Annotated in this window: 29 protein-coding genes and 1 riboswitch; of the genes, 10 read left to right on the top strand and 19 right to left on the bottom strand. The window is 64.5% G+C overall.

The annotated features are described in order from the left end of the window. Positions 1-184: 184 nt before the first annotated feature. Positions 185-1,156 (bottom strand): bifunctional riboflavin kinase/FAD synthetase, encoded by a 972-nt coding sequence (locus Q0687_RS12395; protein ID WP_298876776.1) that lies wholly within the window; start codon positions 1,154-1,156, stop codon positions 185-187. 229 nt (positions 1,157-1,385) lie between these two features. On the opposite strand from Q0687_RS12395, the gene Q0687_RS12390 reads away from it, so the two are divergent. Next, positions 1,386-1,781, top strand: coding sequence for a response regulator (locus tag Q0687_RS12390; RefSeq protein WP_027551917.1), 396 nt, complete (start codon positions 1,386-1,388; stop codon positions 1,779-1,781). A gap of 69 nt (positions 1,782-1,850) precedes the next feature. On the opposite strand, the gene Q0687_RS12385 is transcribed toward Q0687_RS12390, so the two are convergent. From Q0687_RS12385 to uvrC, 9 genes are all read right to left on the bottom strand, one after another. Then, positions 1,851-2,705 carry a TIGR01459 family HAD-type hydrolase gene (locus tag Q0687_RS12385; protein ID WP_298876763.1) on the bottom strand — a complete coding sequence of 285 codons (855 nt, stop codon included), beginning with the start codon at positions 2,703-2,705 and terminating at the stop codon, positions 1,851-1,853. Positions 2,706-2,720: 15 nt separating this feature from the next. Beyond that, positions 2,721-4,214 carry an EAL domain-containing protein gene (locus tag Q0687_RS12380; RefSeq protein WP_298876761.1) on the bottom strand — a complete coding sequence of 498 codons (1,494 nt, stop codon included), beginning with the start codon at positions 4,212-4,214 and terminating at the stop codon, positions 2,721-2,723. Positions 4,215-4,364: 150 nt separating this feature from the next. Then, positions 4,365-5,495 (bottom strand): YihY/virulence factor BrkB family protein, encoded by a 1,131-nt coding sequence (locus tag Q0687_RS12375; RefSeq protein ID WP_298876759.1) that lies wholly within the window; start codon positions 5,493-5,495, stop codon positions 4,365-4,367. A gap of 1 nt (position 5,496) precedes the next feature. Further along, a complete protein-coding gene (locus tag Q0687_RS12370; RefSeq protein WP_298876757.1) occupies positions 5,497-6,084 on the bottom strand; it encodes a phage holin family protein in 588 nt (195 codons plus the stop codon). 78 nt (positions 6,085-6,162) lie between these two features. Next, positions 6,163-7,122: a 50S ribosomal protein L3 N(5)-glutamine methyltransferase gene (prmB, locus tag Q0687_RS12365; RefSeq protein ID WP_298876755.1), complete on the bottom strand. Its 960-nt coding sequence runs from the start codon at positions 7,120-7,122 to the stop codon at positions 6,163-6,165. Continuing rightward, the gene (locus Q0687_RS12360; protein ID WP_298876752.1) at positions 7,122-7,604 is read right to left on the bottom strand and encodes a molybdenum cofactor biosynthesis protein MoaE; all 483 of its coding nucleotides are present in this window, start codon (positions 7,602-7,604) and stop codon (positions 7,122-7,124) included. Before Q0687_RS12360 ends, prmB begins: the two co-directional genes overlap by 1 nt. Positions 7,605-7,607: 3 nt before the next feature. Beyond that, positions 7,608-7,859 carry a molybdopterin converting factor subunit 1 gene (gene moaD / locus Q0687_RS12355; protein WP_237864493.1) on the bottom strand — a complete coding sequence of 84 codons (252 nt, stop codon included), beginning with the start codon at positions 7,857-7,859 and terminating at the stop codon, positions 7,608-7,610. Beyond that, positions 7,856-8,473, bottom strand: a complete 618-nt coding sequence (gene pgsA, locus Q0687_RS12350; RefSeq protein ID WP_148751106.1) for a CDP-diacylglycerol--glycerol-3-phosphate 3-phosphatidyltransferase — start codon at positions 8,471-8,473, stop codon at positions 7,856-7,858. Before pgsA ends, moaD begins: the two co-directional genes overlap by 4 nt. Before the next feature lie 93 nt (positions 8,474-8,566). Further along, complete coding sequence (gene uvrC, locus Q0687_RS12345) at positions 8,567-10,636, bottom strand: excinuclease ABC subunit UvrC (RefSeq protein WP_298876735.1); 2,070 nt, start codon at positions 10,634-10,636, stop codon at positions 8,567-8,569. Positions 10,637-10,888: 252 nt separating this feature from the next. Between uvrC and Q0687_RS12340 the strand changes: the two genes are divergently transcribed. Continuing rightward, on the top strand, positions 10,889-11,512 hold the full coding sequence (locus tag Q0687_RS12340; protein WP_298876733.1) for an outer membrane protein: 624 nt from the start codon (positions 10,889-10,891) through the stop codon (positions 11,510-11,512). Positions 11,513-11,598: 86 nt separating this feature from the next. Here Q0687_RS12340 and Q0687_RS12335 read toward each other — a convergent pair whose 3' ends face one another. The 4 genes from Q0687_RS12335 to Q0687_RS12320 all read right to left on the bottom strand — a co-directional run bounded on the left by Q0687_RS12335 (position 11,599) and on the right by Q0687_RS12320 (position 14,344). After that, a complete protein-coding gene (locus Q0687_RS12335) occupies positions 11,599-11,814 on the bottom strand; it encodes a cold-shock protein (RefSeq protein WP_027534220.1) in 216 nt (71 codons plus the stop codon). A 251-nt stretch (positions 11,815-12,065) separates the two neighbouring features. Next, positions 12,066-12,926 (bottom strand): 23S rRNA (adenine(2030)-N(6))-methyltransferase RlmJ, encoded by an 861-nt coding sequence (gene rlmJ / locus Q0687_RS12330; protein ID WP_298876724.1) that lies wholly within the window; start codon positions 12,924-12,926, stop codon positions 12,066-12,068. A 136-nt stretch (positions 12,927-13,062) separates the two neighbouring features. Then, entirely contained in the window at positions 13,063-13,764 is a 702-nt protein-coding gene (locus Q0687_RS12325; protein WP_298876721.1) for a ribonuclease T2, read from the bottom strand. 118 nt (positions 13,765-13,882) lie between these two features. Beyond that, positions 13,883-14,344: a hypothetical protein gene (locus Q0687_RS12320; protein WP_298876718.1), complete on the bottom strand. Its 462-nt coding sequence runs from the start codon at positions 14,342-14,344 to the stop codon at positions 13,883-13,885. A gap of 182 nt (positions 14,345-14,526) precedes the next feature. Between Q0687_RS12320 and Q0687_RS12315 the strand changes: the two genes are divergently transcribed. Both Q0687_RS12315 and Q0687_RS12310 read left to right on the top strand, forming a co-directional pair. Next, the gene (locus Q0687_RS12315) at positions 14,527-14,820 is read left to right on the top strand and encodes a hypothetical protein (RefSeq protein ID WP_298876716.1); all 294 of its coding nucleotides are present in this window, start codon (positions 14,527-14,529) and stop codon (positions 14,818-14,820) included. A 47-nt stretch (positions 14,821-14,867) separates the two neighbouring features. Continuing rightward, positions 14,868-15,401 carry a DUF3617 family protein gene (locus Q0687_RS12310; RefSeq protein ID WP_298876713.1) on the top strand — a complete coding sequence of 178 codons (534 nt, stop codon included), beginning with the start codon at positions 14,868-14,870 and terminating at the stop codon, positions 15,399-15,401. A gap of 54 nt (positions 15,402-15,455) precedes the next feature. On the opposite strand, the gene Q0687_RS12305 is transcribed toward Q0687_RS12310, so the two are convergent. The 3 genes from Q0687_RS12305 to Q0687_RS12295 are packed head-to-tail and all read right to left on the bottom strand — an operon-like array spanning position 15,456 to position 18,052. After that, positions 15,456-16,841, bottom strand: a complete 1,386-nt coding sequence (locus Q0687_RS12305) for an ATP-binding protein (RefSeq protein ID WP_298876710.1) — start codon at positions 16,839-16,841, stop codon at positions 15,456-15,458. Between the two features lie 18 nt (positions 16,842-16,859). Next, positions 16,860-17,591 carry a response regulator transcription factor gene (locus Q0687_RS12300; RefSeq protein ID WP_298876708.1) on the bottom strand — a complete coding sequence of 244 codons (732 nt, stop codon included), beginning with the start codon at positions 17,589-17,591 and terminating at the stop codon, positions 16,860-16,862. Further along, positions 17,588-18,052, bottom strand: a complete 465-nt coding sequence (locus tag Q0687_RS12295) for a MarR family transcriptional regulator (protein WP_363323947.1) — start codon at positions 18,050-18,052, stop codon at positions 17,588-17,590. Before Q0687_RS12295 ends, Q0687_RS12300 begins: the two co-directional genes overlap by 4 nt. A gap of 404 nt (positions 18,053-18,456) precedes the next feature. Here Q0687_RS12295 and Q0687_RS12290 point away from each other — a divergent pair, with 404 nt between their 5' ends. From Q0687_RS12290 to Q0687_RS12270, 5 genes are all read left to right on the top strand, one after another. Beyond that, complete coding sequence (locus Q0687_RS12290; protein WP_298876698.1) at positions 18,457-19,539, top strand: branched-chain amino acid aminotransferase; 1,083 nt, start codon at positions 18,457-18,459, stop codon at positions 19,537-19,539. Between the two features lie 286 nt (positions 19,540-19,825). Continuing rightward, positions 19,826-20,239 carry a DUF2314 domain-containing protein gene (locus Q0687_RS12285; RefSeq protein ID WP_298876696.1) on the top strand — a complete coding sequence of 138 codons (414 nt, stop codon included), beginning with the start codon at positions 19,826-19,828 and terminating at the stop codon, positions 20,237-20,239. Between the two features lie 47 nt (positions 20,240-20,286). Next, entirely contained in the window at positions 20,287-21,807 is a 1,521-nt protein-coding gene (gene hisS / locus Q0687_RS12280) for a histidine--tRNA ligase (protein ID WP_298876692.1), read from the top strand. Between the two features lie 55 nt (positions 21,808-21,862). After that, positions 21,863-22,129 (top strand): tautomerase family protein, encoded by a 267-nt coding sequence (locus Q0687_RS12275; protein WP_298876689.1) that lies wholly within the window; start codon positions 21,863-21,865, stop codon positions 22,127-22,129. Between the two features lie 177 nt (positions 22,130-22,306). Beyond that, entirely contained in the window at positions 22,307-22,711 is a 405-nt protein-coding gene (locus Q0687_RS12270) for a thioesterase family protein (protein WP_298876686.1), read from the top strand. Positions 22,712-22,805: 94 nt separating this feature from the next. On the opposite strand, the gene proC is transcribed toward Q0687_RS12270, so the two are convergent. Both proC and Q0687_RS12260 read right to left on the bottom strand, forming a co-directional pair. Further along, entirely contained in the window at positions 22,806-23,678 is an 873-nt protein-coding gene (proC, locus tag Q0687_RS12265; protein ID WP_298876684.1) for a pyrroline-5-carboxylate reductase, read from the bottom strand. Positions 23,679-23,801: 123 nt separating this feature from the next. Continuing rightward, positions 23,802-24,302 (bottom strand): YbjN domain-containing protein, encoded by a 501-nt coding sequence (locus Q0687_RS12260; protein WP_298876681.1) that lies wholly within the window; start codon positions 24,300-24,302, stop codon positions 23,802-23,804. Between the two features lie 409 nt (positions 24,303-24,711). Next, a riboswitch (FMN riboswitch) is annotated at positions 24,712-24,870 on the top strand. Positions 24,871-24,944: 74 nt separating this feature from the next. Between Q0687_RS12260 and Q0687_RS12255 the strand changes: the two genes are divergently transcribed. Beyond that, positions 24,945-25,499 (top strand): 6,7-dimethyl-8-ribityllumazine synthase, encoded by a 555-nt coding sequence (locus Q0687_RS12255; protein ID WP_298876678.1) that lies wholly within the window; start codon positions 24,945-24,947, stop codon positions 25,497-25,499. Positions 25,500-25,595: the final 96 nt, after the last annotated feature.

Genomic DNA, 25,595 nt, shown 5'->3' with positions numbered 1-25,595 from the left:
GCGCGGGAACGGATGGCGATGCGGAATCGCGGGGTGAAACGACAAAATCCCGGTCTTGCGCCGAGCCTTGAGGCTCAGGCGGAAGCCGGGCCGCTAATCCCTATGATGCGCCGCGCAAACATGGGCTCTCCATAGCAGCCGGGCGGAGGAAGCGCAAAGGCCCGGCTCGGCCGGCCTTGGGCGCTTAATCGAGCGTTCCGAGCCGTGGAAAGGCGTCCGGGGCGGCCGCCAGCATGGCGCGGGCGCGGGCGGAATCGTCGTCCATCTGGCGGATCAGGGCCTGAAGGCTGTCGAATTTCAGCTCCTCGCGGATGAAGCCGACAAAGGCGCAGTCCAGCGCCTGCCCGTAAAGGTCGCCCTTGAAGTCGAACAGGAAGATTTCCAGGAGCGGCGCGCCATTATCAAAGGTCGGGCGGCGGCCGAAGCTCGCCACCCCGTTCAGCCGTTCGGGACCGCGGCCGACCCGCACGGCGTAGATTCCGTGCTTCAGGCCGCAATTGGCATCGAGCCGGATATTTGCGGTGGGATAGCCGAGGTCGCGCCCGCGTTTCTCGCCATGGATGACCTCGCCGGTGATGAACCAGGGCGCGCCCAGCATGGTCGAGGCCTCGTCGATCAGCCCCTCCGCGAGCGCAATCCGGATGGCGCTGGAAGAGACCGGTCGCTCGTCGATATCGACATGCGCCTGCACGTCGACCTCGATGCCGAGCCGGGGAGCCTCGTTCACCAGCAGGCTTGGCGAGCCAACCCGGCCCTTGCCGAAATGGAAGTCGTAACCGACCGCAATGCCCCTGACGCCGAGGCGCCCGATCAGCTCATGGTGAATGAAATCTTGCGCGCTGGTCCCGGCGCGGGCCTTGTCGAAGGTCATGACCACCGCGCCGGCGAGCCCGGTGCCGGCCAGCAACCGCAGCTTGGCGCGCTCGTCCGTCAGGCGGAATTGCGGGGTGTTGGGGCTGAAAAACCGGCGCGGATGCGGCTCGAAGGTCAGCGCCAGCGCAGGGCGGCCGTGCGCCCGGCCCATTTCCAGGGCTGCCGCAATGACGGCCCGGTGGCCGAGATGGACGCCGTCGAAATTGCCCATGGCGACCACCGCGCCCTTCAGGATGGCAGAATCCGGCGTGGTATCGCGGATAACGGTAAATTGCGGAGCCATCAGGGGAATTCTCGAGCCGGCGGGACCGGCCGGGACCGTGGCGTGACCCGGCCGATGAAGTCAAGCGGGAGGGGGCTTTTCGCAAGGACCTCATTTCGGTCCATCGCGGTCCGCCCCAATTAACGCGCTGTTTAACGCCTTGGTGCTAGTGCTTGGGAGATGGAACTGAGGGGCCCCGCCTGTCAGCTCCGATTTTGAATAATCCTGGTTTTGCGTTGGGGGAGTCGAGATGGCGGTTGATTTGTCGATGCCGGTTTTGGTGGTGGATGACTACAGCACCATGATCCGTATCATTCGGAATCTGCTGAAGCAGCTTGGCTTCGATAATATCGATGATGCCAGCGACGGTTCGGCGGCGCTGAACAAGATGCGCGGCAAGAAATACGGGCTCGTGATCTCCGACTGGAACATGGAGCCGATGACGGGTTACGACCTGCTCCGTGAAGTGCGCGCGGATCCGAACCTCGCCACCACGCCCTTCATCATGATCACGGCGGAATCGAAGACCGAGAACGTGATCGCGGCCAAGAAGGCCGGCGTGAACAACTACATCGTCAAGCCGTTCAACGCGGCGACGCTGAAGACCAAGATCGAGGCGGTCTTCCCGGACATGGCGAGCGCGTAAGCGCGAACAAGCCACCAGCCGAATTTGGAAAGCCCGGGCGTTCGTCCCGGGCTTTCTGTTTTTCGGAGTTCACCACTTCAATTCGCGCATCAGCGCCTTCGGGGGGTGGCCGAACAATTCCATCACCGACTTCGGATCGAGCTGGTCGAGGCCCTCGAACTCCTCGGCATGGATGCCGCGGGTGACGAACAGGCAATCGATGCCGAATTCGCGCGCGCCGGTAAGATCGGTGCGGACGGAATCGCCGATCGCCAGCACCTTTTTCCGGTCGATCGGGTGGCCCTGGCGTTCGCCGGCGAGCGCCATCGCGCGCTCATAGATCGGCCGGTGCGGCTTGCCGTAGAAGATCACCTCGCCGCCGAGTTCGCGGTACAGCTCCGCAATCGCCCCGGCGCAATAGATCAACCGGTCGCCGCGCTCGACTACGATGTCAGGGTTGGCGCAGACCAGCGTCAGCTTGCGCTCGCGCGCTTTCAACATCATGCCGCGATAGTCTTCCGCGGTTTCGGTCTCGTCGTCATAGAGGCCGGTGCAGACGATGTAGTCGGCCTCTTCCAGCGGCGCAGTCGTTGCATCGAGGCCGCGATAGATCGAGTTGTCGCGCTCGGGGCCGAGCCAGAACATCTTCCGACCGGGATGCTCGGCGACATAGAGCCGCGTCAGATCGCCGGAGGAGACGATGGCGTCGTAGGTTTCGTCGGCAACGCCGAGCTTGCGCAACTGCCGCTGCACGGAGTCGGCCGGGCGCGGCGCATTGGTGATCAGGATCACCGTACCGCCATGACTGCGGTAGGTGTGCAGCGCCTCGCAGGCCTCGGGGAAAGATTCCAGGCCGTTATGCACTACGCCCCAGATGTCGCTGAGCACGACATCAACTCCCCCCACGAGCTCGCGCAGGCTTTGGGCAAAATGCAGCGTGGTCATGAGGCGCGCAGCCGATCAGATGCGGCGCGCGAGCGCCGCGTTGCCGGTGATGCGCTGCGACGGGGCGGCAGGCGGCGCAGCTGATGTCGCGCCTGATGTCGTGGCTTGGCTTGCTGTACCGGGGCCATTGGATCCCTGAATGTCTTGCGCCTGGTTCGGCGAGGCCCCGCCGGTAGCAGATGCCCCCTCGGGCCGCAATGGCCGGGGCGGCGCGAACAGAAAGCCCTGGCCGAACCGCACGTCATAGTCGAGCAAATCGACCACTGCGCGCTCACCCTCGATCCGCTCCGCGATCAGGTCGATGCCGAAGCGGCCGAGCAAGTCGGACAGATCGGAAGGGTGAATGTCCGAGGTCGAGGCCTGCTTCGGGTCGAGCAGGAGTGACGCCGGAACCTTGATGAAGCGTACGCCGCGATCGGCGAGTTCGCGCGGTTCGATCCTGAGGTCCGTGACATGGTCCATCGAGAAGCGGAAGCCGCGCTGCGCGAGCGCCGCCAGATTTTCCGTCTCGGCCGGACCGAGCGCGCGGAAGGTCGACTGCTTGAACTCCAGCACCAGAGACGGCGCCAGCGCGCGGTTGGCCTCGAGGAAGTCGAGGCATTGTGCGAAGGTGGTGGAATTGCCGAGCGTCGAAGCCGCGACGTTGCAGAACACGCCGACATCCTTGTTGCTGACCATCAGGCGGCGCAGCACCTGGACGCAGCGCAGCAACACCATGTTATCGATCCGCCCGATCAACCCGGAGGCCTCGGCGATGCTGATGAACTCCTCGGCGGCAATCAGCTGGTCGCGCTCGTCGCGCACCCGGGTCACGGCTTCGTAGAACCGGACCTTGCGCTGCGGCAGCGTGACCATCGGCTGAAGGAAGATGTCGATGCGGTTGTCGTCGATGGCGCTACGCAGCGTCGCCAGCATCTGGGTCTGGTTGCGGCCGTTGGCGGCGTGAACGGCACTGCCGGTCTGGGGCGGCGCCACCGGCGGCGTCGGCCGCGGCGGCGCAGCAGGGAGCGGCGGAGGAGCGGCCGGCCGCTCATCGAAGGACGCGATCAAGTCGAGAGGCGCGTCCGGCACCGGCTTTGCGGCCGGAGCGGGGGCCGGCGCCTGACCGGCCAGCATATCCTCATGGGTCGACACCGTGGCAGCAAGCTGCCTGACCAGCCCGCCGAGTTCGTTGATCTCGCCGACCACCGACTGGACGCGATCGGAATTGGCCGAGTTGGACGAGGCGATGCGGCCTTCGATCGCAGCGAGCCGGCGCCCGAACTCGGCCACCTGGCGGGCGAGGTCGGCAGTGCCGCGCGACAGGTCGGCGATCTGGCCGCCGACGTCGCTGCGGTCGCGCAGCCGCATCGAGACCGCATTGTAGAGGATCAGGAAGGTCAGCGCGGTCAGCGCGACGATCGCGGATTCGGTTCCGTTGATGCCGGCGACCGAATAGAGCACGAGCCCGAGCGATGCCGCGACCAGAACCATGCAGATGGCGATGAAGATCGTCGAAATGCGAATCATGCCGCGCGTTACGCCTCAAGAGCTGACTGCCTCACCCCGGGAAAACACGGGCAGCAATTCGCACCCGTCACGCCTCATGCTCCCCAAGCATGCGTGATCCTAACATCATTGTTGATTCGAGGGGATAGCGGTGCGCCGGCGCGCGAGCAGTCAGGCAGGCGCGGCGGCGCCGACCGTGTCGGCCGAAACGGCCTTGCGGCTGCCAAGGGGCCTCGGCTGTCCCGTGGTGGTGTCGCGCAAGGTCTGCCGTTCGATCTCCGAGTTCAGCTCGGCCCCGAACATGACGACGATCGCCGACATCCACATCCACGTCATCAAGCCGACCGCGGCACCGAGCGAGCCGTAGGTGGCGTTGTAGTTGGCGAATTCCGAAAGGTACCAGGACAGGAGCGCCGAGCCGGCGATCCAGAGCAGGGCGGCGGCCACTGCACCGAGGCTCAGCCATTGCCAGCGCGGCGCGTCGCGGCTGGGCGCGAAGCGGTAGAGGATGGCGAGCGCGACCAGCAGAATCAGGAACAGCAGCGGCCATCGGGCCAGCGCCACGATCAGCTTGCTCTCGGGGGCCATGCCGAGATGGTCGAGCGCGAGCGGAAAGGCGACCACGGCGCCGACCATCAGCAGCAACGCCACGATGCCGCCGACCGTGAAGGCCAGCGACACCAGGTTCAGTCGGACGAAGCTGCGCTTCTCGCGTTCCTCATAGGCAACGTTGAGCGCGTCGAAGATTGCCTTGACGCCGGCATTGGCGCTCCAGATTGCAAGCAGAAGCCCGAGCAGGAAGGTGACCCCGAGCGTCGTGTTGCCGTGCGATACCACGCGCGCGACCTGATCCTCGACGATCTGGAACGAGCCCGCGGGCAGCATCGAGGCAAGTGTCTGCAGATTGGCACTGATGGTCGATGGATCGGCGAACAGGCCATAGGACGACACCAGTGCGGTCACGGCGGGAAAGATCGCGAGCAGCCCGAAGAACACGACGCCGCCTGCGGTTGCGAGCAGGCGATCATCGTCGATGCGCTGATAGGTGCGCCAGAAGATATCCTTCCAGCCGCTCCAGGGGATCTCGAACGGGCTTTTTGCGCCGCGGCCGTGTCCGGGCTGCGTGGCCGCGCGCGCCGGATTTGTCTCGGGTGAATTCGCTTCGCTGTTACGGCGGTCCAGCGGAGGTCCCGACGGGATCACACCGGACTCCTGCAAGTAACGCTCCGCGGTCAGCACGAAGACAGCGGTTGCCGCCACCAGCAGCCAGGAGTCGACCCGCTCGGAACGCCGCGCCAGCATGTCAGGCGTCTAATCTTTGGCTGAGACGCCTTCGCCGCGCCGCAGTGAACCCCGCCAGCCCAACTGCCGCGAGCATCAGGCCAAGCTGCACGGGGCGATTGGAGCGAATGGGCCAAGCCTTGCCGCCACGGCTGCGTTCGCCCGGCGCGAGCGGCACCAGCGGAATCGTCGTCGCGACCTCTTTCACCGCCTGCTTGACCGTTCCGCGCGGGATCCGCGGCGTGGCGATTGCAACGCGCATCCGGCTGGTGAGCGGCACGATCGGCCTGGTCTGACGCTTCGTTTGCGCCATCGCCACCCCGGCGCAGCCCGCGGCCAGGATGAGCAGCACGCCTGCGACGGCGCCGAAGCCCCAGAACTGTCCATGGGTGATTGCGACCCAGCGGTAGAGGGCGATCAGTCCGACGAAACAGGCTGCGATCACAAAAAGCCCTGATACCGCGAACAATCCCGCGGCGACCGCATAGGAGGTCACCCGTCCGGTGGTCTGATTGGCGCGATCACGCAGGTAAGACTGGGCGGCACGCTTGAGATGGTTGAGTTTCAGCGCCATGCCGGCGCGCAGCAATTCGCCCGATGGCGCGAGCATGTGGACATCCTCCGAGAACGAAACATTCGTCGGGGATGAACGTGGCCGAATTTGACTTGTTCCGCTGCGCGCGCTCGATCAGCCGAGATCGGCGGCCGCGACCCAGAACACCTCGCCCTCGGAGTCCTCGGTGTCGAGCCAGAGAAGGGGCAGTTCCGGAAAAGCCTCGTCGACCAGCTCCCGGCCGCGGCCGATCTCGCAGATCAAGCCGCCGTCCGGCGTCAAATGATCGGGTGCGTCGCGCAGGATGCGGCGGACCACGTCGAGACCGTCGGCGCCGCCGTCAAAGGCAATCTTCGGCTCGGCCCGGCATTCCGGCGGCAGCGCCGCCATGCCTTCGGCGTCGACGTAAGGCGGGTTGGTGATGATCAGATCGTATTTGACGTCGCCGAGCGGTGCGAACAGGTCACCGCGGTGGAGCGTAATCCGTTCATCCAGCCCGTGCTCGCTGACATTGCGCGCAGCGACTTCAAGCGCCCCCTTGGAGATGTCGACGGCATCAACCACAGCGTTCGGGAAGTGATACGCCGCGAGGATGGCGAGACATCCCGATCCCGTGCAGAGGTCGAGCACGCGCGCGACGGACGTGGGGTCGTCGATCAGCGATCCGGCCTCGCCGTCGCCGCCGAAATGCGAATCCAGGAGCTCGCCGATGAAGGAGCGTGGCACGATGACGCGCTCGTCGACATAGAAGGGCAGGCCGCGCATGTAGATCTTGTTGACCAGATAGGCGGCGGGTTTGCGCGTCGTGACGCGCCGATGGATCAGGTCGAGCAGGGTCTTGGCTTCCGCCGCCGTGACGCGCGCGTGAGCAAAGCTCTCGAACTGGTCGGGATGCAGATGCAGGGCCTCGCAGACCAGGAAGGCGGCTTCGGCGACCGGATCGGTCGTACCATGGGCGAAGGTGAGCTTCGCTTCATTGAAGCGGCTCACCGCATAGCGGACGAAATCGATCAGCGTGAGCAGCTCGCCGCGGCCGACCTTCGCGAGTTTCGGCGCGGCGCGGCCGCGCGCAGGCGTCTTGGATGCTTTTGCCATCAGGATTTGGTCCAGCGTGCGGCGGCCTCGTCGTCACGGGCGTGGGCCTCGACCCAGCCGGTGCCGGTGGCGCTCTCTTCTTTCTTCCAGAAAGGGGCGCTGGTCTTGAGATAATCCATCAAGAATTCGCCCGCCTCGAACGCGCCGCGGCGGTGCTGCGAGGCGGTGAGCACCAGAACGATGTTCTGGCCGGGCTCGAACCGCCCGACGCGATGGATGACCGTGACGCCACTCAGCGGCCAGCGCGACATGGCCTCGTCGACATGGCGCTTGATCTCTTCCTCGGCCATCCCGGGATAATGTTCGAGCGTGAGCGCTGCGATATCAGAGCTATCCTCGTCGGCGCGGCAGATGCCGGAGAAGCTGACGACGGCGCCGATATCGGTGCGGCCCTTGGTCAGGACCGCGATCTCGCGCGCGATGTCGAAATCGTCTTCCTGGATGCGGATGGCGACGGGGCAGGTGGTGACAGGGGAGATCATGGCCTAACCGCCGGTCATCGGCGGGAAGAACGCGATCTCGCGGGCGCCGGCGATCGCAGCGTCCGCCTTGACATGGGCGTGGTCGATCGCAGTGCGGATCACCTTCGGCTTCTCGAACGCATACGCATAGGCCTCGCTTCTGGCGGACAACCAGGCGATCAGCTCCTCGACGGTGCGCACGGTCGCGGGCGGCTCGATGATTTCCTCGGCCTTGCCGACGCGCTCGCGCACCCAGGCGAAATACTTCACCTTCATCCCTCATCCTCCTTGATGAGGTGGTGGATGCCGGCGCGGAAATAGTCGTAGCCGGTGTACATGGTCAGGATCGCCGACGCCCACAGCAGGACAAGGCCGATCAGCGAGACCATGGGGACGACCTCGTCACCGGCGGGACCGGCGAGCAGGAAGCCGATGGCGACGAGCTGAACCGTGGTCTTCCACTTGGCGAGCTTGGTCACCGGCACGCTGACGCGCAGCGCCGCCAGATATTCGCGCAGGCCCGAAACCAGGATCTCGCGGCACAGGATCACGATGGCGGCCCAGAGCGACCAGCCATGGATGATGCCGTCGGCAGCCAGCATCAGCAGGCAGGAGGCGACCAGCAGCTTGTCGGCGATCGGGTCGAGCATCCGGCCGAACGCCGATTGCTGATTCCAGATGCGGGCGTAATAGCCGTCGAGATAATCCGTTACCGCAGCGCCAATGAAAATCGCGACCGCGACCCAGCGCAGCCACAACGGATAGTCCATGATCGACTGCGCATAGATGCATCCGACCACGACCGGGATCGCAGCGATCCGGCCATAGGTCAGGATGTTCGGGAGGGACATCGCGCGGCTCGTCGTCCCTCGTGTCGTGGCGATGTTCATCCGTCCTACCAATACCGCTCGAGCCTGAAGGTCAACCGTCCGCCCCCATTGGGGTACAGGATGCGACGACCATATGACTACCGCCCCTTTAGTTCACCCCGGCTGGGGATGGAAATAGTCGAATATCCTGCGGGCGCTCTCGGCGCTCACGCCAGGAACCTTGCCGAGATCGGCGATCGAGGCCCGTTCGATCTCCTTCAGGGTTCCGAAATGATGCAGCAAGGCACGTTTGCGTGACGGGCCGATGCCCGGAATCTCCTGCAAACCGGCCTCGCGGATGTCCTTCTTGCGCAGCTTGCGGTGCGAGCCGATCACGAAGCGGTGGGCCTCGTCCCGCAGGCGCTGGATGAAATAAAGCACGGGGTCGCGCGGCTCCAGCTTGATCGCCTCGCGCTCCGGCATGAACAGGGTCTCGCGGCCGGCGTCCCGGTCCGGGCCCTTGGCGACCGACATCAACGAGACCTGGGTCAGGCCGAGATTGGCAAAGATCTCCCGGACGGCGTTGAGCTGGCCGCGGCCGCCGTCGATGATCACGAGGTCAGGCCATTGCGGGAAGTCGTCGTCCTTGGCCTTGCTGTCCTTGGTCGCGCTCTCGTCCGGCGGGTTGATCAGGCGCTTGAAGCGGCGCTCGAGCACCTCGCGCATCATGGCGAAGTCGTCACCCGGCGTGATCCCTTCCGACTTGATGTTGAACTTGCGGTATTGGTTTTTCACGAAACCGTCGGGGCCGGCCACGATCATGGCGCCGACTGCATTAGTGCCCTGGATGTGGCTGTTGTCGTAAACCTCGATGCGCTTGGGCGCATGTGGCAGGTTGAGCGTCGCGGACATGGCATCGAGTAGGCGGCTCTGGGTTGCCGTATCCGCGAGCTTGCGGCCGAGCGCCTCGCGCGCGTTGGTCAGCGCGTGGGTGACGAGCTCCTTCTTCTCGCCGCGCTTGGGCGCGATGACCTCGACCTTGTGGCCGGCCTTGATCGACAGCGCGTTGGCGAGCAGGTCGGTTTCCTCGATCTCGTGCGAGAGCAGGATGGTCTTCGGCGGCGGCTTGTCGTCGTAGAACTGGGCGAGGAAGGACCCGAGCACCTCCTCAGGCGTATAGGTCTTCTCGGCACGCGGAAAATAAGCGCGGTTGCCCCAGTTTTGGCCGGTGCGGAAGAAGAACACTTCGACGCATGAGAAGCCGCCCTCCTGATGGATGGCGAACACGTCGGCCTCTTCCACCGTGCGCGGATTGATGCCCTGCTGCGACTGGATCGCCGACAGCGCGGCGAGGCGGTCGCGGTAGAGCGCCGCGCTCTCGAACTCGAGTTCGCCGGAGGCTTTCTCCATCTCGGCGGCAAGCTCCTGCTTCACCGCCTGGCTCTTGCCGGAGAGGAAGTCGGTCGCTTCGCGCACCAGCGTCGTATAACCGCCGAAGTCGATCTCGCGGGTGCAGGGACCGGCGCAGCGGCGGATCTGGTAGAGCAGGCAGGGCCTGGTGCGGCTCTCGAAGAAGGAATCCGTGCAGGAGCGAATCAGGAACGCGCGCTGAAGTGCGGTGATCGTGCGATTGACCGCGCCGGCGGAGGCGAAGGGACCGAAATAGCGCCCCTGCCGGGTCTGCGCGCCGCGATGCTTCAGGATCTGCGGCGCCCAATGGTCGCCGGTGATCAGGATATAGGGAAAAGACTTGTCGTCGCGCAGCTGCACGTTGAAGCGCGGCCGCAGCTGCTTGATCAAATTGGCTTCCAGCAGCAGGGCCTCGGTCTCGGTCGTGGTCGAGACGATCTCCACGGTCACCGTGGCGGCGATCATGCGCAGGATGCGCGCCGGCAGCGGTGCGCTCTGGCGCGCATAATTGGACAGGCGCTTTTTGACGTTCTTGGCCTTGCCGACATAGAGCACGTCGGCATTCGCGCTGAGCATGCGGTAGACGCCGGGCGAGGTGGGCGCGAGCCGGACGGCGCGCTCGATCGCCTCGTGGCCTGACGCCAGCGGTTCGTCGCCGATCGCGCCGCTCTCTTCCAGAATGTCAGGCAGCCGCGCATCGTCCTCGTCGTCGCCGCCGCTGGTGGCGGGATCGAGGTCGGGCGGCGCCGTGTCTTGGGGCGGGGCGTCGGTCGCGGCTTGCCGCGCTTTGCGCGCGCCTGCCTCGCCCGGCTTGTCGGGGGAATCGTGAACCATGGTGCGAATTTAGGCGCTGGGGAGGCCGATTTGAAGTTCCGGCGGCGCCGCGCGCACAGGATGGCGCGCGCAGTTCCCGGTAACGTTTCCTTAAGTCTGTTAACAGCGCGGTAACGGGTCTTAACAGCCCTTTAACTTAAAACTCTCGATAAATCTTACGCGAAAAAATGGTGGTTCCGTAACCATGCGGTTTGGCCCGGCGCGGCGGTGCCGGCAGCGCACCGGTTACGGCAGTTGCGTTGGAGTTAAGTGATGAAGGGGCTCGTGATAGGCGCGGCCGCGTTGGTTGCAGCCGGTTGGGCGGCTTCGGCAGGAGCCGCCGATCTCAATTACGGGCAGCGAGCGCCCTATACGGTCAATCAGCCGCTCAATGCCTATAGCTGGGCCGGCCCGTATCTCGGCGCCAACCTCGGTTATGAATGGGGCTCGGTGAGCAACAATCCCGCAAAGCCCTCCGGCTTCGTCGGCGGCGTGCAGGCGGGCTACAATTTCCAGAACGGTCCGTGGGTGTTCGGCGTCGAGGGCGACATCCAGGCTGCAGGTGCCGATGACACCTTCGCGCCGTGGAAGTTCTCCAATCCCTGGTTCGGCACGTTGCGCGGCCGCGCCGGCTACGCCTTCAGCAACGTCCTGGTCTACGGCACCGCGGGCCTCGCCTTCGGTGAGCTGCGCGCGCAGACCTTCGGCTGGACGGAGTCGCACACGACGGCCGGCTGGACCGCGGGCGTCGGCGCGGAAGTCGGCCTTGCGCCGAACTGGAGCGCGAAGCTCGAATATCTCTACATCGACCTGTCGTCGAGCCAGTTCGCAATTACAGGCGTTTCAAACGGCTATAGCGCCAGCGTTGTGCGCGCAGGCGTGAACTATCACTTCTGATAGCGAAATAAGAAAATACCGGACTACAGCCTCCCGGCCGCTCGCGGCCGGGACTTTTTTGCGTCAGGTTTTTTGGGGCAGGTCCGCTACGAAAGGATCACGAGATTGACCGCCTTCGGCCCCTTCCCCTTCTTGTCCGGTTCGACTTCGAATGTGATACGCTGTCCTTCGGCAAGGTCCTTCAGTCCCGCCCGCTCCACTGCGGTGATGTGAACGAAGACATCGCGACCGCCGTCGTCCGGCTTGATAAAGCCATAGCCGCGCTCGCCGTTGAAGAACTTGACCGTTCCCGTATTGGCCATCGGGAAACTCCCCCTCATTGCTCCTCCGTCGTAACGCAGACGCGCGTCGCGACATGACCGGGCCTTACGAAGCCCGGGAGAGCTGGCCATCCTTGGGCAGACCCTCAGGTCCGACCGGATCTTTTTAGGCCTTCACTCCGCCGCAACCATTCGCGGAAGCGGAACGTAAAGCCAGTCACGGAAACAGCATAATACGGTTCTTTGCAGATTGACTACCGCTCCTGCATATTTTTCCCAAGGATGGCGGCGGCTTAGGGCTTCGGCACCTCTAATCGGAATCTGGCAGCACCACCTTGTCCGAGCGGCATTTCGAGCTCAGGCAGGATCGTCTTGAGCTCGCTCTGCAGCGTGTAGGGCGGATTGACGATCAGAAGTCCGCTCGAGGTGAGCGCCGCGCCATCGGCTTGCGGCGCGACGCTGAATTCGAGGCGGAGACATTTTCCCCGAGTCTTTGCTGCGGCTGCGGTGCGTGCCACGAGTTGCGCCAGCGTGTCGGTCGCTCGCCTGGATTTGGCGGGGTACCAGATTACATAGATACCGGTCGGCCATTTCGCGAACGCCGTGGCGAAGGCCTCGCCCAACCTTTCGAACTCGTCTTTCGCCTCGAAGGGCGGGTCGATCAGCACGAGCCCGCGCCGCTCCTTCGGCGGCACGAAAGCCGGCAGCGCCATCCAGCCATCGAGATCGACGACGCGGGCTTGTTCGTCGCGCCGCAGCACGTCGATCAGCGCCTTGCGCGCCTTCGGTTCGAGCTCGCAGGCGACGAGCCGGTCCTGCGGCCGCATCAAGCCGCGGGCGATCAGGGGCGAGCCCGGATAGGCCTTGAGCTCGCCCTTCGGATTGAAGGCGCGAACGATATCCATGTAGGGCTTGGTCAGCGCCACTGTCTCGTTCGAGAGGCGTGCCTGCATCAGTCGCGCGATCCCGGTCAGCCACTCGCCGCTACGGCGCGCCTCGTCGCTGTCGAGATCATAGAGCCCTGCACCCGCATGGGTGTCGATGACCCGAAAGGCGGCCGGCTTGTCCTGCAGATAAGTCAGGATGCGCGCGAGCACGATGTGCTTGATGACATCGGCGAAGTTGCCGGCATGAAAGGCGTGGCGATAGTTCATGACGGAGAGTTACGACATCGCGCGACGAAAGTAACTGCCGTCATTCCGGGGCACGCGAAGCGTGAACCCGGAATCTCGAGATTCCGGGTCTGGTGCTAACGCGCCATCCCGGAATGACTACGGAGACGGCGCCCTCTCACCCGCCTCTGATCGGCGGCATCGTCACCTGGTCGCGGCGGCAGCTGCGGCGTTCGAGCTCCTCGCAGGCGTGGAATTGCAGGTCCTTGCTGAGGCAGATGCGAACCTCGGACAGCCGGGTCCGGTTGCAGGTGACCGACACGGCTGCGCTGCTCAGGCCCGGATTGGCCTTGATGAAGGCTTCTTCGACCTCACCAGGCGCCACCGTCTTGGCCTCCGACAGGTCGAGATATTCGGCAGGAATCTTGATCGCGGCGCGCGCTTTGCGGATCGTCTCGAAATAGTTGCGGCCGTCGAGCCCGGAGCAGGTGCCGTGCTTGTCCCACTCGTTGAAGATCAGGCCTGGCGCCGGCATCAAATCGAGCATCGAGGAGACGATGTTGCGGTTCAGCCGCGGCGAGGGCCGCTGGCAATATTCCGGAAAGCCGCTTTCATATTGCGGCCACAGGCCGTGCACCACGAAGGAATAGGGCCGTCCCTCGCACTGGATGTTCGAACGCCCGCCGCTGCGACCGCGCTCGGCCGCTTCCTCGCAGAAGGACGGCGACCACGACAGTGACAGCACATAGAAATCGAATTCGCCGGGCGCGTTCTGCCGCTTGTCCTGGGCCCTCGCGCCGCCCGCGAGCGAGACCAACCCGGCAGCAAGGGTCAGGGAGATCACGAGACGGGAGAGTGATTGCAATCTAAAATGAAACATGGCGACGCCCCTCAACCAGACTGTGCAATCAGCCTAGCAGCCATGGAGAACATTTCAAGAACAAAATTCAGGCGACCGACGTCCGGTCGCTTGCTCCGGCCGAATCAGGCGCTTCAGCTTAAGGCTTGGCGGCGCGGCAGGACGGATTGTAGGCCCAGTTGCGGTCGAGCCCGACCACGCACCATTCGACGCCCTGGCCGTAACCGGCAAAGCCGCCATCTTCGATGATCGAGAAGTGCACGCGGCGCATCTTGCCGTCAGTGAGCATGGCCTCGCCGGTGCAGTAGCGGCGCGGAATGTTGTCCGATGCCCAGGGGCGGAAGGCGGTCTCGTGAACGTTAGCGAAGCCCGTGATCCGCAGCGGCGAATTCCAGAACGAGCTTTCCTTCTCCCAGAACTGGGTCGAGATCGTCGGCAGCGCCCTGTCGCATTCGGCGACATTGCCATCGTAACGCGGCCCGCTCAGCCAGAAGTTCAGCTCTAGCGGATTGGCTGCCTTGGCCTCACCGAGCGACAGTGCCCCCAGCATGAAGCCAAGAACGGCGGCAAAGCGGAGCGATTTCAGGGAGAGGGCGCGCATGGGCAATCCAGACAGCATGATCTGAGAGGGTCGGACGGTGCCGCGAAGGGCGGGGGAGGTCAAGTGCAGCGCGGCAACACTCGGCCACGAGTTGATCACAACGTCGCAGCCGACAGGCCTTCCGTTCTTTTCACCGCCACGCCGGCACCGTAGACTGGGGCCAACCAATCGGAGTGACGGGAATGCGAATCATTGCGGCCGCGGGCCTTCTTGCCTTGGGGATGATGGCGAGCCAGTCGGCGCGCGCCGACCTGTTTCCGGTGCCGCCTTTCAAGGGCAACGACACCGGCGGCATCATCGCCTATTCGATGGCGACGCAGGTCGATGCGCGCCAGGTCGCGGTCGATCACTGCGCGCGCTACGGCAAGGTGGTGAAATTCCTCGCGGTGCAGGCCTATGAGGGCGGCTACATCTCGTTTTCCTGCCGCTGGGTGCCCTATGGCGCCGCCAACCGGCCGATCCGCACGCTCTACTGAGGCGTTTCGGAACGCCAGCCACGACATCTCAGCCGGGAGTCCCTGCTATGACGCGCAAGCTTGCTTTGCTCGGATCAGCCGTTTGCTTCGTGTTGTCGGCAAGTAGCGCCATCGCCGACGATCTGCCGGTGCGCAAGGCTGGTCTCTGGGAAATGAAGATGGTCCGGACTGGCTCGGCGATGCCGGAGATGACCATGCAGCATTGCACCGACGAGGCCGTCGACAAGGAGATGAGCAACAACATCTCGCCGATGGCCAAGCAGGTCTGCTCCAAGCAGGACATCAAGAAGACGGCCACTGGCTATGTCAGCGATTCCGAATGCAGCGTCGCAGGCATGTCCACGACCTCGCATGCCGAGATCACCGGTGACTTCAATTCGGCCTACACCGTGAAGACGTCGTCGCATGCGCAAGGCGGCGCCGCCGGCACAGCGGGACGCGACACCACCATGACGCTGGAGGCGAAATGGCTCGGCGCCTGCAAGCCGGACCAGAAGCCCGGCGACATCGTGATGCCCGGCGGCTTCAAGATGAACGTCCGCGACGTCGACAAGCTGAAGGCGCTGCTGCCGAAAAAGTAGTACCGGAAACCGGTGCGCTCCCTCTCCCCCGCAAACGGGGCGAGGTAAGAACGACTACACCGGAATCCGCACACTCGCCCTTAGCCCACCCATCGGGCTGTCGCCCAGCGTGATGTCGCCGCCATGGGAGCGGGCGATGTCGCGGGCGATCGCGAGCCCGAGCCCGGTGCCGCCTTCGTCCTGGTTGCGGGCGTTGTCGAGCCGCAGGAACGGCTTGAACACTTCCTCGCGCAAATGCGCGGGAATGCCGGGGCCGTCGTCGTCGACCGTGACAGTCAGATAGCGATGGTCGCGCTGGCCGGAGATGGCGATGGCCTTGCCGTAGCGCGCGGCATTGGTGACGAGATTGGCGAGGCAGCGCTTGAACGAGGCCGGCTTCACCGTCACGACAGGCAGGCCGTTGAATGTCACGGTCGCGGTGTGGCCGTGGCGTTCGGCGTCGCTGCGCAATTCCTCGAGCGCCTGTGCCATGTCGGTCGGCTGCGACTGTTCGCCGGAATCGCCGCGGGCAAAAGCGAGGTAATCCTCCAGCATCATCGACATCTCGTCGACGTCCTTGCGCATGCCCTCGAGCTCGGGACTATCGCCGATCAGCTCCAGCTCGAGCTTGAAGCGGGTCAGGATGGTGCGCAGATCATGGCTGACGCCGGCGAGCATCGCGGTGCGCTGTTCCATCGCGCGTTCGATGCGCGACTTCATCTCGAGGAAAGCGCCCGCCGCGCGCCGCACCTCGCGCGCGCCGCGCGGGCGGAAGTTCGGCGCCTCGCGGCCCTTGCCGAAACTCTCCGCCGCGTCCGCAAGCCGCAGGATCGGCTTGATCTGGTTGCGCAGGAACAGCACCGACACGATCAGCAGGATCGAGGACGTGCCGACCATCCAGAAGATGAAGATCTCGGAGTTCGAGGCATAGGCCGCACTGCGCTGTGCGAAGATGCGCATCACGGCATCGTCGAGCTGGACGCGAATTTCGACCTGATTGGAATTGCCGACCGTATCGATCCAGAACGGTCGATTGAGCTGCCGCCTGAGCTGCACCGAGAGCGTCTGATCAAGCAGCGAGAAGAATGGCTTCGGTCCGGGCGGCGGCATGTCGCCGACGGGAAGGAAATCGACCAACAGCTGCATACGCATCGCGATGGCGCGCAGTTGCGCGCGGTCCTTGTCCTGCGGATAGGTCTTGTAGACCTCAACGAGACTGCCGACGTCCTGCGCCACGGCTTGCGACAGGCGCCGCGTCACCGTGTTCCAGTGCCGCTCCATGAACACGAAGGCGACCACGGTCTGCAGGATCACCATCGGCACGATCATGATCAGCAAGGCGCGCGCATAGAGGCCGGTTGGCATCCAGCTCTTGAATGCGTTGCCCATCCAGCCATTGACGGCAGAGACGCGCCCGGCGGCGCTTCGGAGCAGCGTCAGGCCGGTATCGATCGTGCTCATAGGACGCGCTTCACTTGACTATGGCGAGGCGACCAGCCGGTAGCCGATGCCGCGCACGGCTTGCAGGAACAGCGGATTGGCGGGATCGGTCTCGATCTTGCGCCTGAGGCGGTTGATCTGCACGTCGACGGCGCGCTCGTTGACGCTGCCGTTGCCGGTCAGCGCGCTGCGCGGCACGGTCTCGCCCGGCGTCTCCGAGAGAATGCGCAGCATCTCGCGCTCGCGATCGGTGAGATGGATCACCTCCTCGCCCTGGCGCAACTCGCCGCGATCGAGGTGATAGACGTAAGGGCCGAACGCGATCTTCTCCACCGCGGCGGCCTGGACCGGCGGCGCGGCGCGCTTGAGGATGTTGTTGATGCGCAGCGCCAGCTCGCGCGGCTCGAACGGTTTTGCGACATAATCGTCGGCGCCGATCTGCAGGCCCTCGATGCGGGCCTCGGCCTCGTGCCGCGCCGTCAGCATCACGATCGGCACCGAGGAGGATGTGCGGATGAAGCGGGCGAGATCGAAGCCGGTCTCGCCGGGCATCATCACGTCGAGGATCAGCAGGTCGAAATGCAGCCCGAGCAGTTTTGCGCGGGCATCGCTGGCACTGGCGGCGGTGGAGACGCGATAGCCTTCGGCTGCGAGGAAGCGCGAGAGCAGATCGCGGATGCGGCGGTCGTCGTCGACCAGCAGCAGATGCGGGGCATCGTCGGCGGGTTGCGCCGGCGGGCGGGCGAGCGTGGCAGCGAGCGGCACCGTCACTCCTTTGGGTCTTGATTGGTGGCGAAGATCGTCTCCAGCACCTTGTCCGGATCGTCGCGGTCGATCATCGCGCGCAGGAAGCGCTTGACCGTCTCGGCATCATCAGGCGCCATCTCGGCGAGTGCCTTGGTGATGCGCGTGGTCTGAAGGCCGGCGAGCTTCTGCACCAGCGCCTCGCCCTTCGGCGTTGCGTAGAGCAGGCGCTGGCGTCGATCATTGTCGCCGGTCTTCTGCACGATGTAGCCCTCGTCCAGCAGCTGCTTGAGCACCCGGCCGAGTGATTGCTTGGTGATCCGGAGCACGTCAAGCAGGTCGGCGACCTTCAGGCCCGGATAGCGGTAGACGAAGTGCATGACCCGGTGATGGGCCCGGCCGAAGCCGAACGCCTCCAGCTCCTGGTCGGGATCGCCGACGAAGTCGCGATAGGCGAAGAACAGCAGCTCGATGATATCCCAGCGCAAATTGCCTCCTTCGCCTGCCGCCGGCCGTGGCTCGGCAACGTCTTGAGGGGGAGTTGCGAAATTTATGTCAGGCATATTGACGTATCTTGGGTTCAATGTTACAAAACGATCAGCCCGCACGAAATTTTAGATCGCTTCGCATCGGGTGGCATTCCGAACAGTGGCCGGAGACTAGCCGGACAGGCGGCGACGGCCGGATCAGATCTACCGTGCGACTGTCGAACGGCATTTCGGCAAAACATACTGGACTTCCGCCTTCCGCAAAAGCATGTCCTCGGAGGACATGCTGGCCACGGAAACCGGCCGTAACAAGGCTGGCGGTGGTTCGGCCAGAAACCACATCAAGCCAGCTGGGCAGGCGGGCGCGAGAATCAGCGCCGCCACCGGCAGCGGGAGGCAAGAACATGAGCATGAAATTCGACATCCAACCCGCATCCAATCCGACGTCAGAGAAGGACCGGGTCGCCAAGCTGGTGGACCCCGGCTTCGGGCGGGTCTTCACCGATCACATGGCTGTGGTCCGCTACAACCAGGCCAAGGGCGGCTGGTACGAGGCGAAGATCGAGGCGCGCGCCAACTTCCAGATCGATCCGGCCGGCGCGGTCCTGCACTACGCCCAGGAGATTTTCGAAGGTCTCAAGGCCTACAAGCGCGACGACGGCGGCGTGAACCTGTTCCGCCCCGACGCCAATGCGCGCCGCTTCAAGGATTCCGCCGACCGCATGGCGATGGCGCAGCTGCCGGAGGACGTCTTCATCGAGGCGGTCGAGCAGGTCGTGCGGATCGATCGCGCCTGGATGCCGGGCGGCGAGGGCAGCCTCTATCTGCGGCCCTTCATGATCGCGAGCGAGACCTTCCTCGGCGTCAAGCCGTCGTCCGAATACATCTTTTCAGTCATCGCTTCGCCCGTCGGCTCCTACTTCAAGGGCGGCCCCGCGCCGGTCTCGATCTGGGTCTCGGAGAATTACACGCGTGCCGCCGTCGGCGGCACCGGCGCGGTCAAATGCGGCGGCAATTACGCGGCGAGCCTGCGCGCGCAGGCCGAGGCGATCCAGCATGGCTGCGATCAGGTCGTCTTCCTCGATGCGGTCGAGCGCCGCTACATCGAGGAGCTCGGCGGCATGAACGTGTTCTTCGTGTTCGACGACGGCTCGCTCTCGACGCCGCCACTCGGCACCATCCTGCCCGGCATCACCCGCGACTCCATCATCGCGCTCGCCCGCGATGCCGGGAAGACCGTGCGCGAGGAGCCGTACTCGCTCGACCAGTGGCGCAAGGATGCGGCCTCGGGCCGACTGAAGGAAGCGTTCGCCTGCGGCACTGCGGCCGTGATCTCGCCGATCGGCAAGGTGCGCTCGGTCAGCGGCGACTTCGAGATCAGCGGCGGCGTCGCCGGTCCGGTCGCCATGGGCCTGCGCAAGCAGCTCGTCGACATCCAGTACGGCCGCACCAACGATCCGCACAACTGGATCCGCAAGGTGATTTGATCCCCGTGTCCCGGACCGAGAGCCGGGACCGCGCTCTCGAGCGACTAGCGGATCGGCAGCGCGCCAGTTGCGAAGGCGGCGCGTTGCGCCCCGTCCGATGGCAATAACCCTTAGTTGTTGAATACATGAGTGCAACTGTGCGACAACTTCTGAGACATCAAGGTTCTCAGATATTGCAGTCATGTTCACCTCTGCCCCTCAGCTGGCAAAATGGGTCGCGTCTGCGGTCCTAACGGCCGTTTTTCTCTTCGCTATTCTGTCATGGGGGCGCGGGCCCGAGCTCGAGATGGTGGACCGCGTCATCAGCGTGTCCGACACTGACGCGGAAATGAACGCGGCGATCGTTCACGCTCGCGCCACGCTGCCGATCTTCTGGGCTTCGTACGACGCGCCAAAACGCGGGGAGACGGACCACTCTCTTAAGGTGCGATTTCAGATCGGCGGGAATGACGAGTACATCTGGATGAGTGATGTGAAGAAGCTTCCGGGCGGGGACTATGCGGCGCGGTTCGCCGACACGCCTCGGAACATGCCCGGAAAGCAGTTTGGAGACCTCACTGGGTTCAAGGATGCCGACATTTCGGACTGGATGTTCATGCGCAACGGCAAGATCGTCGGCGGCGAAACCATCAAGCCGCTGCTCAAATCCATGCCGAGGACCGACGCCGACGCGCTCCGGGCTCGGATGGAGCAGCCTTAGGGCCAGCCGGCAGTTGCCGCATCGCGCGTCGGCTGGTAAACGCCCGCATGGCCGAAAAACCCAAAAAACCCCAGAAACTGAAGGCGCGGCTGCCGCGCGGGCTTGAGGATCGCGATCCCGCCGCGATCCGGGCGACTCGCGAGATGGTCGAGAAGATCCGCGCCGTCTACGAGCTCTACGGGTTCGAGCCGGTGGAGACGCCGGCGATGGAATACACCGACGCGCTCGGCAAGTTCCTGCCCGATCAGGATCGTCCGAACGAGGGCGTGTTCTCGTTCCAGGACGACGACGAGCAGTGGATCTCGCTCCGCTACGACCTGACCGCGCCGCTGGCCCGTTACGTCGGTGAGCGCTACGGCACCGACGGCCTGGTGCTGCCCTATCGCAGCTATCGCGTCGGCTACGTCTTCCGCAACGAGAAGCCCGGCCCGGGCCGCTTCCGTCAGTTCATGCAGTTCGATGCCGACACGGTCGGTTCGGCGACGCCGGCAGCGGATGCCGAGATCTGCATGATGGCCGCCGACACGATGGAGGCGCTCGGAATTGCGCGCGGCCAATACGTCGTGAAGGTCAACAACCGCAAGGTGCTCGATGGCGTTCTTGAAGCCATCGGGCTCGCGGGCGAGGAGAACGCCGGCCGCAGGCTGACCGTGCTGCGCGCGATCGACAAGCTCGACAAGTTTTCCGCCGACGAAGTGCGCAAGCTGCTCGGTCCCGGACGATGGGATGGCGGCGAAGAAGGCAAGGGCGACTTCACCAAGGGCGCCAACCTCAGTGCGGCGGAGGCCGACGTCGTCCTCGCCATCACCAAGCCACGCGAGGATTGGAAAGAAGCCATTGCTGCGGCAGAAACCTACCTCGCCAAGAGCGAGATCGGTCAGGCCGGCGTGAGCGAGCTGGAAGAAATTGCAAAACTGGTGACGGCATCGGGTTACGGCGCCGACCGCATCAAGATCGATCCCTCCGTCGTGCGCGGCCTCGAATATTACACCGGTCCCGTCTACGAGGTCGAACTGCTGCTCGACACCAAGGACGAAAAGGGCCGTCCGGTGCGCTTCGGCTCGGTCGGTGGCGGTGGTCGTTATGATGGTCTCGTCTCCCGCTTCCGCGGCGAGCCGGTGCCGGCGACCGGTTTCTCGATCGGCGTGTCGCGGCTCCAGGCTGCACTGACGCTGCTCGGCAAGCTCGACACGCGGCGAGAGGTCGGCCCCGTCGTCGTCACCGTGTTCGAGCGTGACCGCGTCGCCGACTACCAGAAGATGGTCGCAAGCCTTCGCACTGCCGGCATCCGCGCCGAACTCTATCTCGGCAATCCCAAGAATATGGGCAACCAGCTCAAATATGCCGACCGCCGCAACTCGCCTTGCGTGATCATCCAGGGCTCGGATGAAAAAGCGCGCGGCGAGCTTCAGATCAAGGATCTCATCGAAGGCGCCAAGGCCGCCGCCGCGATCGCCTCCAACCAGGAATGGCGCGAGACGCGCCCGGCACAGTTCTCGTGCAGCGAAGCCGATCTCGTCACCAAGGTGCGCGAAGTCTTGGCGCGCCATGACGTAAAGTGGGGCTAGCCATTCGCAGACGTCTTCATGCCCGGGCTTGTCCCGGGCATGTCAGTCTTGTTTGATGGAAAAGAACGTGGATGGCCGGGACAGGCCCGGCCATGACGACAGCAGCAGGGAGAAGACAATGCCTGAGATCACCGTCAGCATGGCCGAAGGCCGCACCGACGAGCAGAAGGCCGGCATGATGCGCGACATCACGCAGGCGCTGGTGAAGAATCTCGGCGTCGACGCCGATGCCGTCGTCATCCAGATCAACGAAGCCCCGCTCCGCCACAAGATGAAGGGCGGCAAGACCTTCGTGGAGCGCGCCGCGGCTGCGAAGAAGTAGGACGCGCTCGCGCGGCACACACAGCCGTCGTCCTGGCGAACGCCAGGACCCATTACCCCGGCTTTGTGTTGTTGCGGGAGGTCGTGGTCAAGATCACGCCAAACGCTATGCAGTTGGGGTAGTGGGTCCTGGATCAGCGTTCGCTTTGCTCGCTTGTCCAGGACGACGAGGTAAACCATGGACGCACGCGACTTCATCACACCAGGCATGAGCGCCGAGCGTACGCTGGTCGTGCCGGCCGAGCGCACGGTCGGGCATTTCGTACCAGGCATGCCGATGGTCTATGCGACCCCGATGATGATCCTGGAAATGGAGATGACGTCGGGCGATGCAATCCGCGCCGCGCTTCAGCCGGGCTGGGTCACTGTCGGCACCGAGGTCGACATCCGCCATCTTGCGGCGGCGCTGGTCGGTGCGACGGTGCGGACCACGGCGAAAGTGATCGCCGTCGAGCGCCGCGTCATCCGCTTCGAGGTCGAAGCATTCGAAGGCGCACGCAAGCTCGGCGAAGGCCGTCACGCGCGCGGGCTGGTCAATGTCGAGATGTTCAACAAGCGGCTAGCCGCGGGCCCGAAATCGTAGGGTGGGCAAAGGCGCGAAGCGCCGTGCCCACGATCTCGCCGCGATAGACACAGATCGTGGGCACACTTCGCTTTGCCCACCCTACGGCATCGTCTTACTTCGCCAATTCCTTCGACCGCTTCGTCGCCGCCGCAATGGCGCGGATCATGAGATCGCGCAGGCCCGGCTCGCCCATCAGTACGCCGAGTGCCGCGGCTGTCGTGCCGCCGGGCGAGGTGACGTTCTGCCGCAGTGTGGCGGCCGGCAGCTCCGATTGATGCAGCAGCTCGCCGGAGCCGGTGACCGTCTCGCGGGCGAGCTTGGTCGCCAGCGCTTCGGGCAATCCCGCTTCCACGCCGGCGCGCGCGAGCTCCTCGGCGAGCAGGAACACATAGGCCGGGCCCGAGCCGGATACGGCCGTCACCGCATCCATCAGGCTTTCATCTTCGACCCATTCGACCGAGCCGGTGGCGCGCAGCAGGGCATCGGCGACTGCGCGCTGCGCGGCGCTGACATTGTTCGCCGCGACAGCGACCGTGATGCCGCGGCCGATCGCGGCCGGCGTGTTCGGCATCGCGCGCACCACGGCGCCGCCGCAGACTTCCTCGAGTGCGGCGATCGTGGTTCCCGCCATGATCGAGACCACGGACGTCTTGTCCGAGACGAACGATTTCAGCTTCGCGCCGGCCTCGCGGAACATCTGCGGCTTCACGGCGACGATCATCGTCTCGACAAAGCCTGCCGCGTTCGCATCGGGATGGAGCGCAACGCCCTTGGCGGCGAGCGCGGTGATCTCGGGCGATAGATACGGATCGACCACGGCGACGCGGCGCGGATCGAGCCCGCCGGCCAGCCACCCGGTCAACATCGCACCGCCCATCTTGCCGGCGCCGGCAAGCAGGATGGTGCCGGTGATGTTCTGGAGAGTGCTGTTTGCCACTGTGATCACCACAAATTCGGTGTCGTCCCGGCGAAGGCCGGGACCCATAACCACAGCCGGTTCTAGTGGATCAAGATGTTGGCAACAAGCCGCGTGCCACAAGCGAAATCACGCAGTATGGGTCCCGGCCTTCGCCGGGACGACGTCGCGGAGGGAGCTGTGGTTTGGTTCCTAAGCCTCGCCCACCGTATCGAACATCGCGGCGTCCATGGCTTGCGCGGTGGTCTTGCCGGCCCACACCACGAACTGGAACGCCGGGAAGTAGCGCTCGCAGGCGTGGATCGCGCCGGCGAGCATGGCTTCGCACTGTGCGGTCGAGGCGGTGAGGCCGCCCGGCAGCACCAGCGCCTGGCGATGCATGATCATGCCGGTGTTGGTCCAGAGGTCGAAATGGCCGATCCACAATTGCTCGTTGACCGCGGCAACGAGCCGCTGCACCTCGCCCCGTCGCGCGGTTGGAATCTTCATGTCGAAAGCGCAGGCCAGGTGCAGCGCCTCGATCTCACCCATCCAGGTGAAGGAGATCTGGTAGTCGGTCCATTGTCCCTTCGAGACAATGGTCAGCTCGTCCTCGCCGGAGCGTTCGAACGGCCAGTTGTTGCTGGCAGCGATATCCTCGACCACCGCAAGCGGGTGATTTCGGGAATCGATGGTACCTTCGAGCAGGGACATGCCGTCTCGACCTCTTGCCTTCTTGTTGTCTTTGATACGCACGCGGTTGGTCCGGCGCGCGCTTCCTCAATTTCGCTTAAGGCGATCCTTGAGAGTCGCTATCGCGATCCCGGGATCAGCGCGGGCTTGTCGCGGATCAACTGATGTGATTTGCGGAATCTGCGCAACTGGGTCCCGAGTCCGTCCACAAGCCATGACTCGTTCGTCCACAGCTCATCTCGGCCACAATTGTTAACGATTGAGAACAAATCGGAATCGGATTCCCGAGCGCCGCCAATCGTTAATTCCGCTGTGCGAGGCCGCACCGCCCTGGCGGCATGGGACCATGCGATTTTTGGCTAGGGAACACGCTTGCTTGCGGCCCCGGACCGGCGGCATATTTCTCTCAGGTCGCTCAATCCCGGGCGGCCGATGTTCTCAGGGCGGGGTGAAAGTCCCCACCGGCGGTAAGGGCCGAAAGGCCTAAGCCCGCGAGCGCCTTCCCCAAGGTCGTGGCCGAGGGAAAGGGTCAGCAGATTCGGTGCAACTCCGAAGCCGACGGTTAAAGTCCGGATGAAAGAGAACGGTCGGTGGCAGACGCATCGCAAGATGCGGCTGTTTGTCGTTCCGTGTGCCCTGATTCTGGTCCTGAAGAGGAAAACCATGAATCAGATGTTGCAAGATCCCCAAACCGAAACGTCCCAAGCACAGCCACCGGTTCCGCGAGGACCGGCGACCGAGCATCCGCGCTTCGCAAAGCCGCAGCGGGTGGCCTTCGTGCAGGCCTGCTGGCATCGCGACGTGGTCGCGGAAGCCCGCATCGCCTTCCTGAAGGAGGCCGAGGCACGGCATCTCACCCATGTCGACGTGTTCGAGGTGCCGGGCTCGTTCGAGATCCCGTTGCATGCGCAAATCCTCGCCAAGACGCGGCGCTACACCGCCATCGTCGCGGCAGGCCTGGTCGTTGACGGTGGCATCTATCGCCACGAATTCGTCGCCGACACGGTGATCAAGGCGCTGATGGACGTGCAGCTGCGCACCGAGGTGCCGGTGTTCTCGGCCGTGCTGACGCCGCAGCAATTCCACGAGACCGAAGTGCATTACGATTTCTTCCGCAGGCACTTCACCATCAAAGGCATCGAGGTCGCGACCGCCTGTGCCGAGACGTTGCACGGCCTGGAGCGCCTGCGCGGCCAGGTCGCGGCGGGAATTGTGTAACGGTCGCAAAGACTCGCGCTCGTCATTCTGAGGAGCGAGACCCGTCACCCTGAGGTGCTCGCCTCTTCGGCGAGCCTCGAAGGGCGACGGCCCGGC

This window comes from uncultured Bradyrhizobium sp. (genome assembly GCF_936928535.1).
Classification (GTDB): domain Bacteria; phylum Pseudomonadota; class Alphaproteobacteria; order Rhizobiales; family Xanthobacteraceae; genus Bradyrhizobium.
Note: the sequence above shows the minus strand (reverse complement) of the source record. Positions and strands in the feature narration are given on the sequence as shown.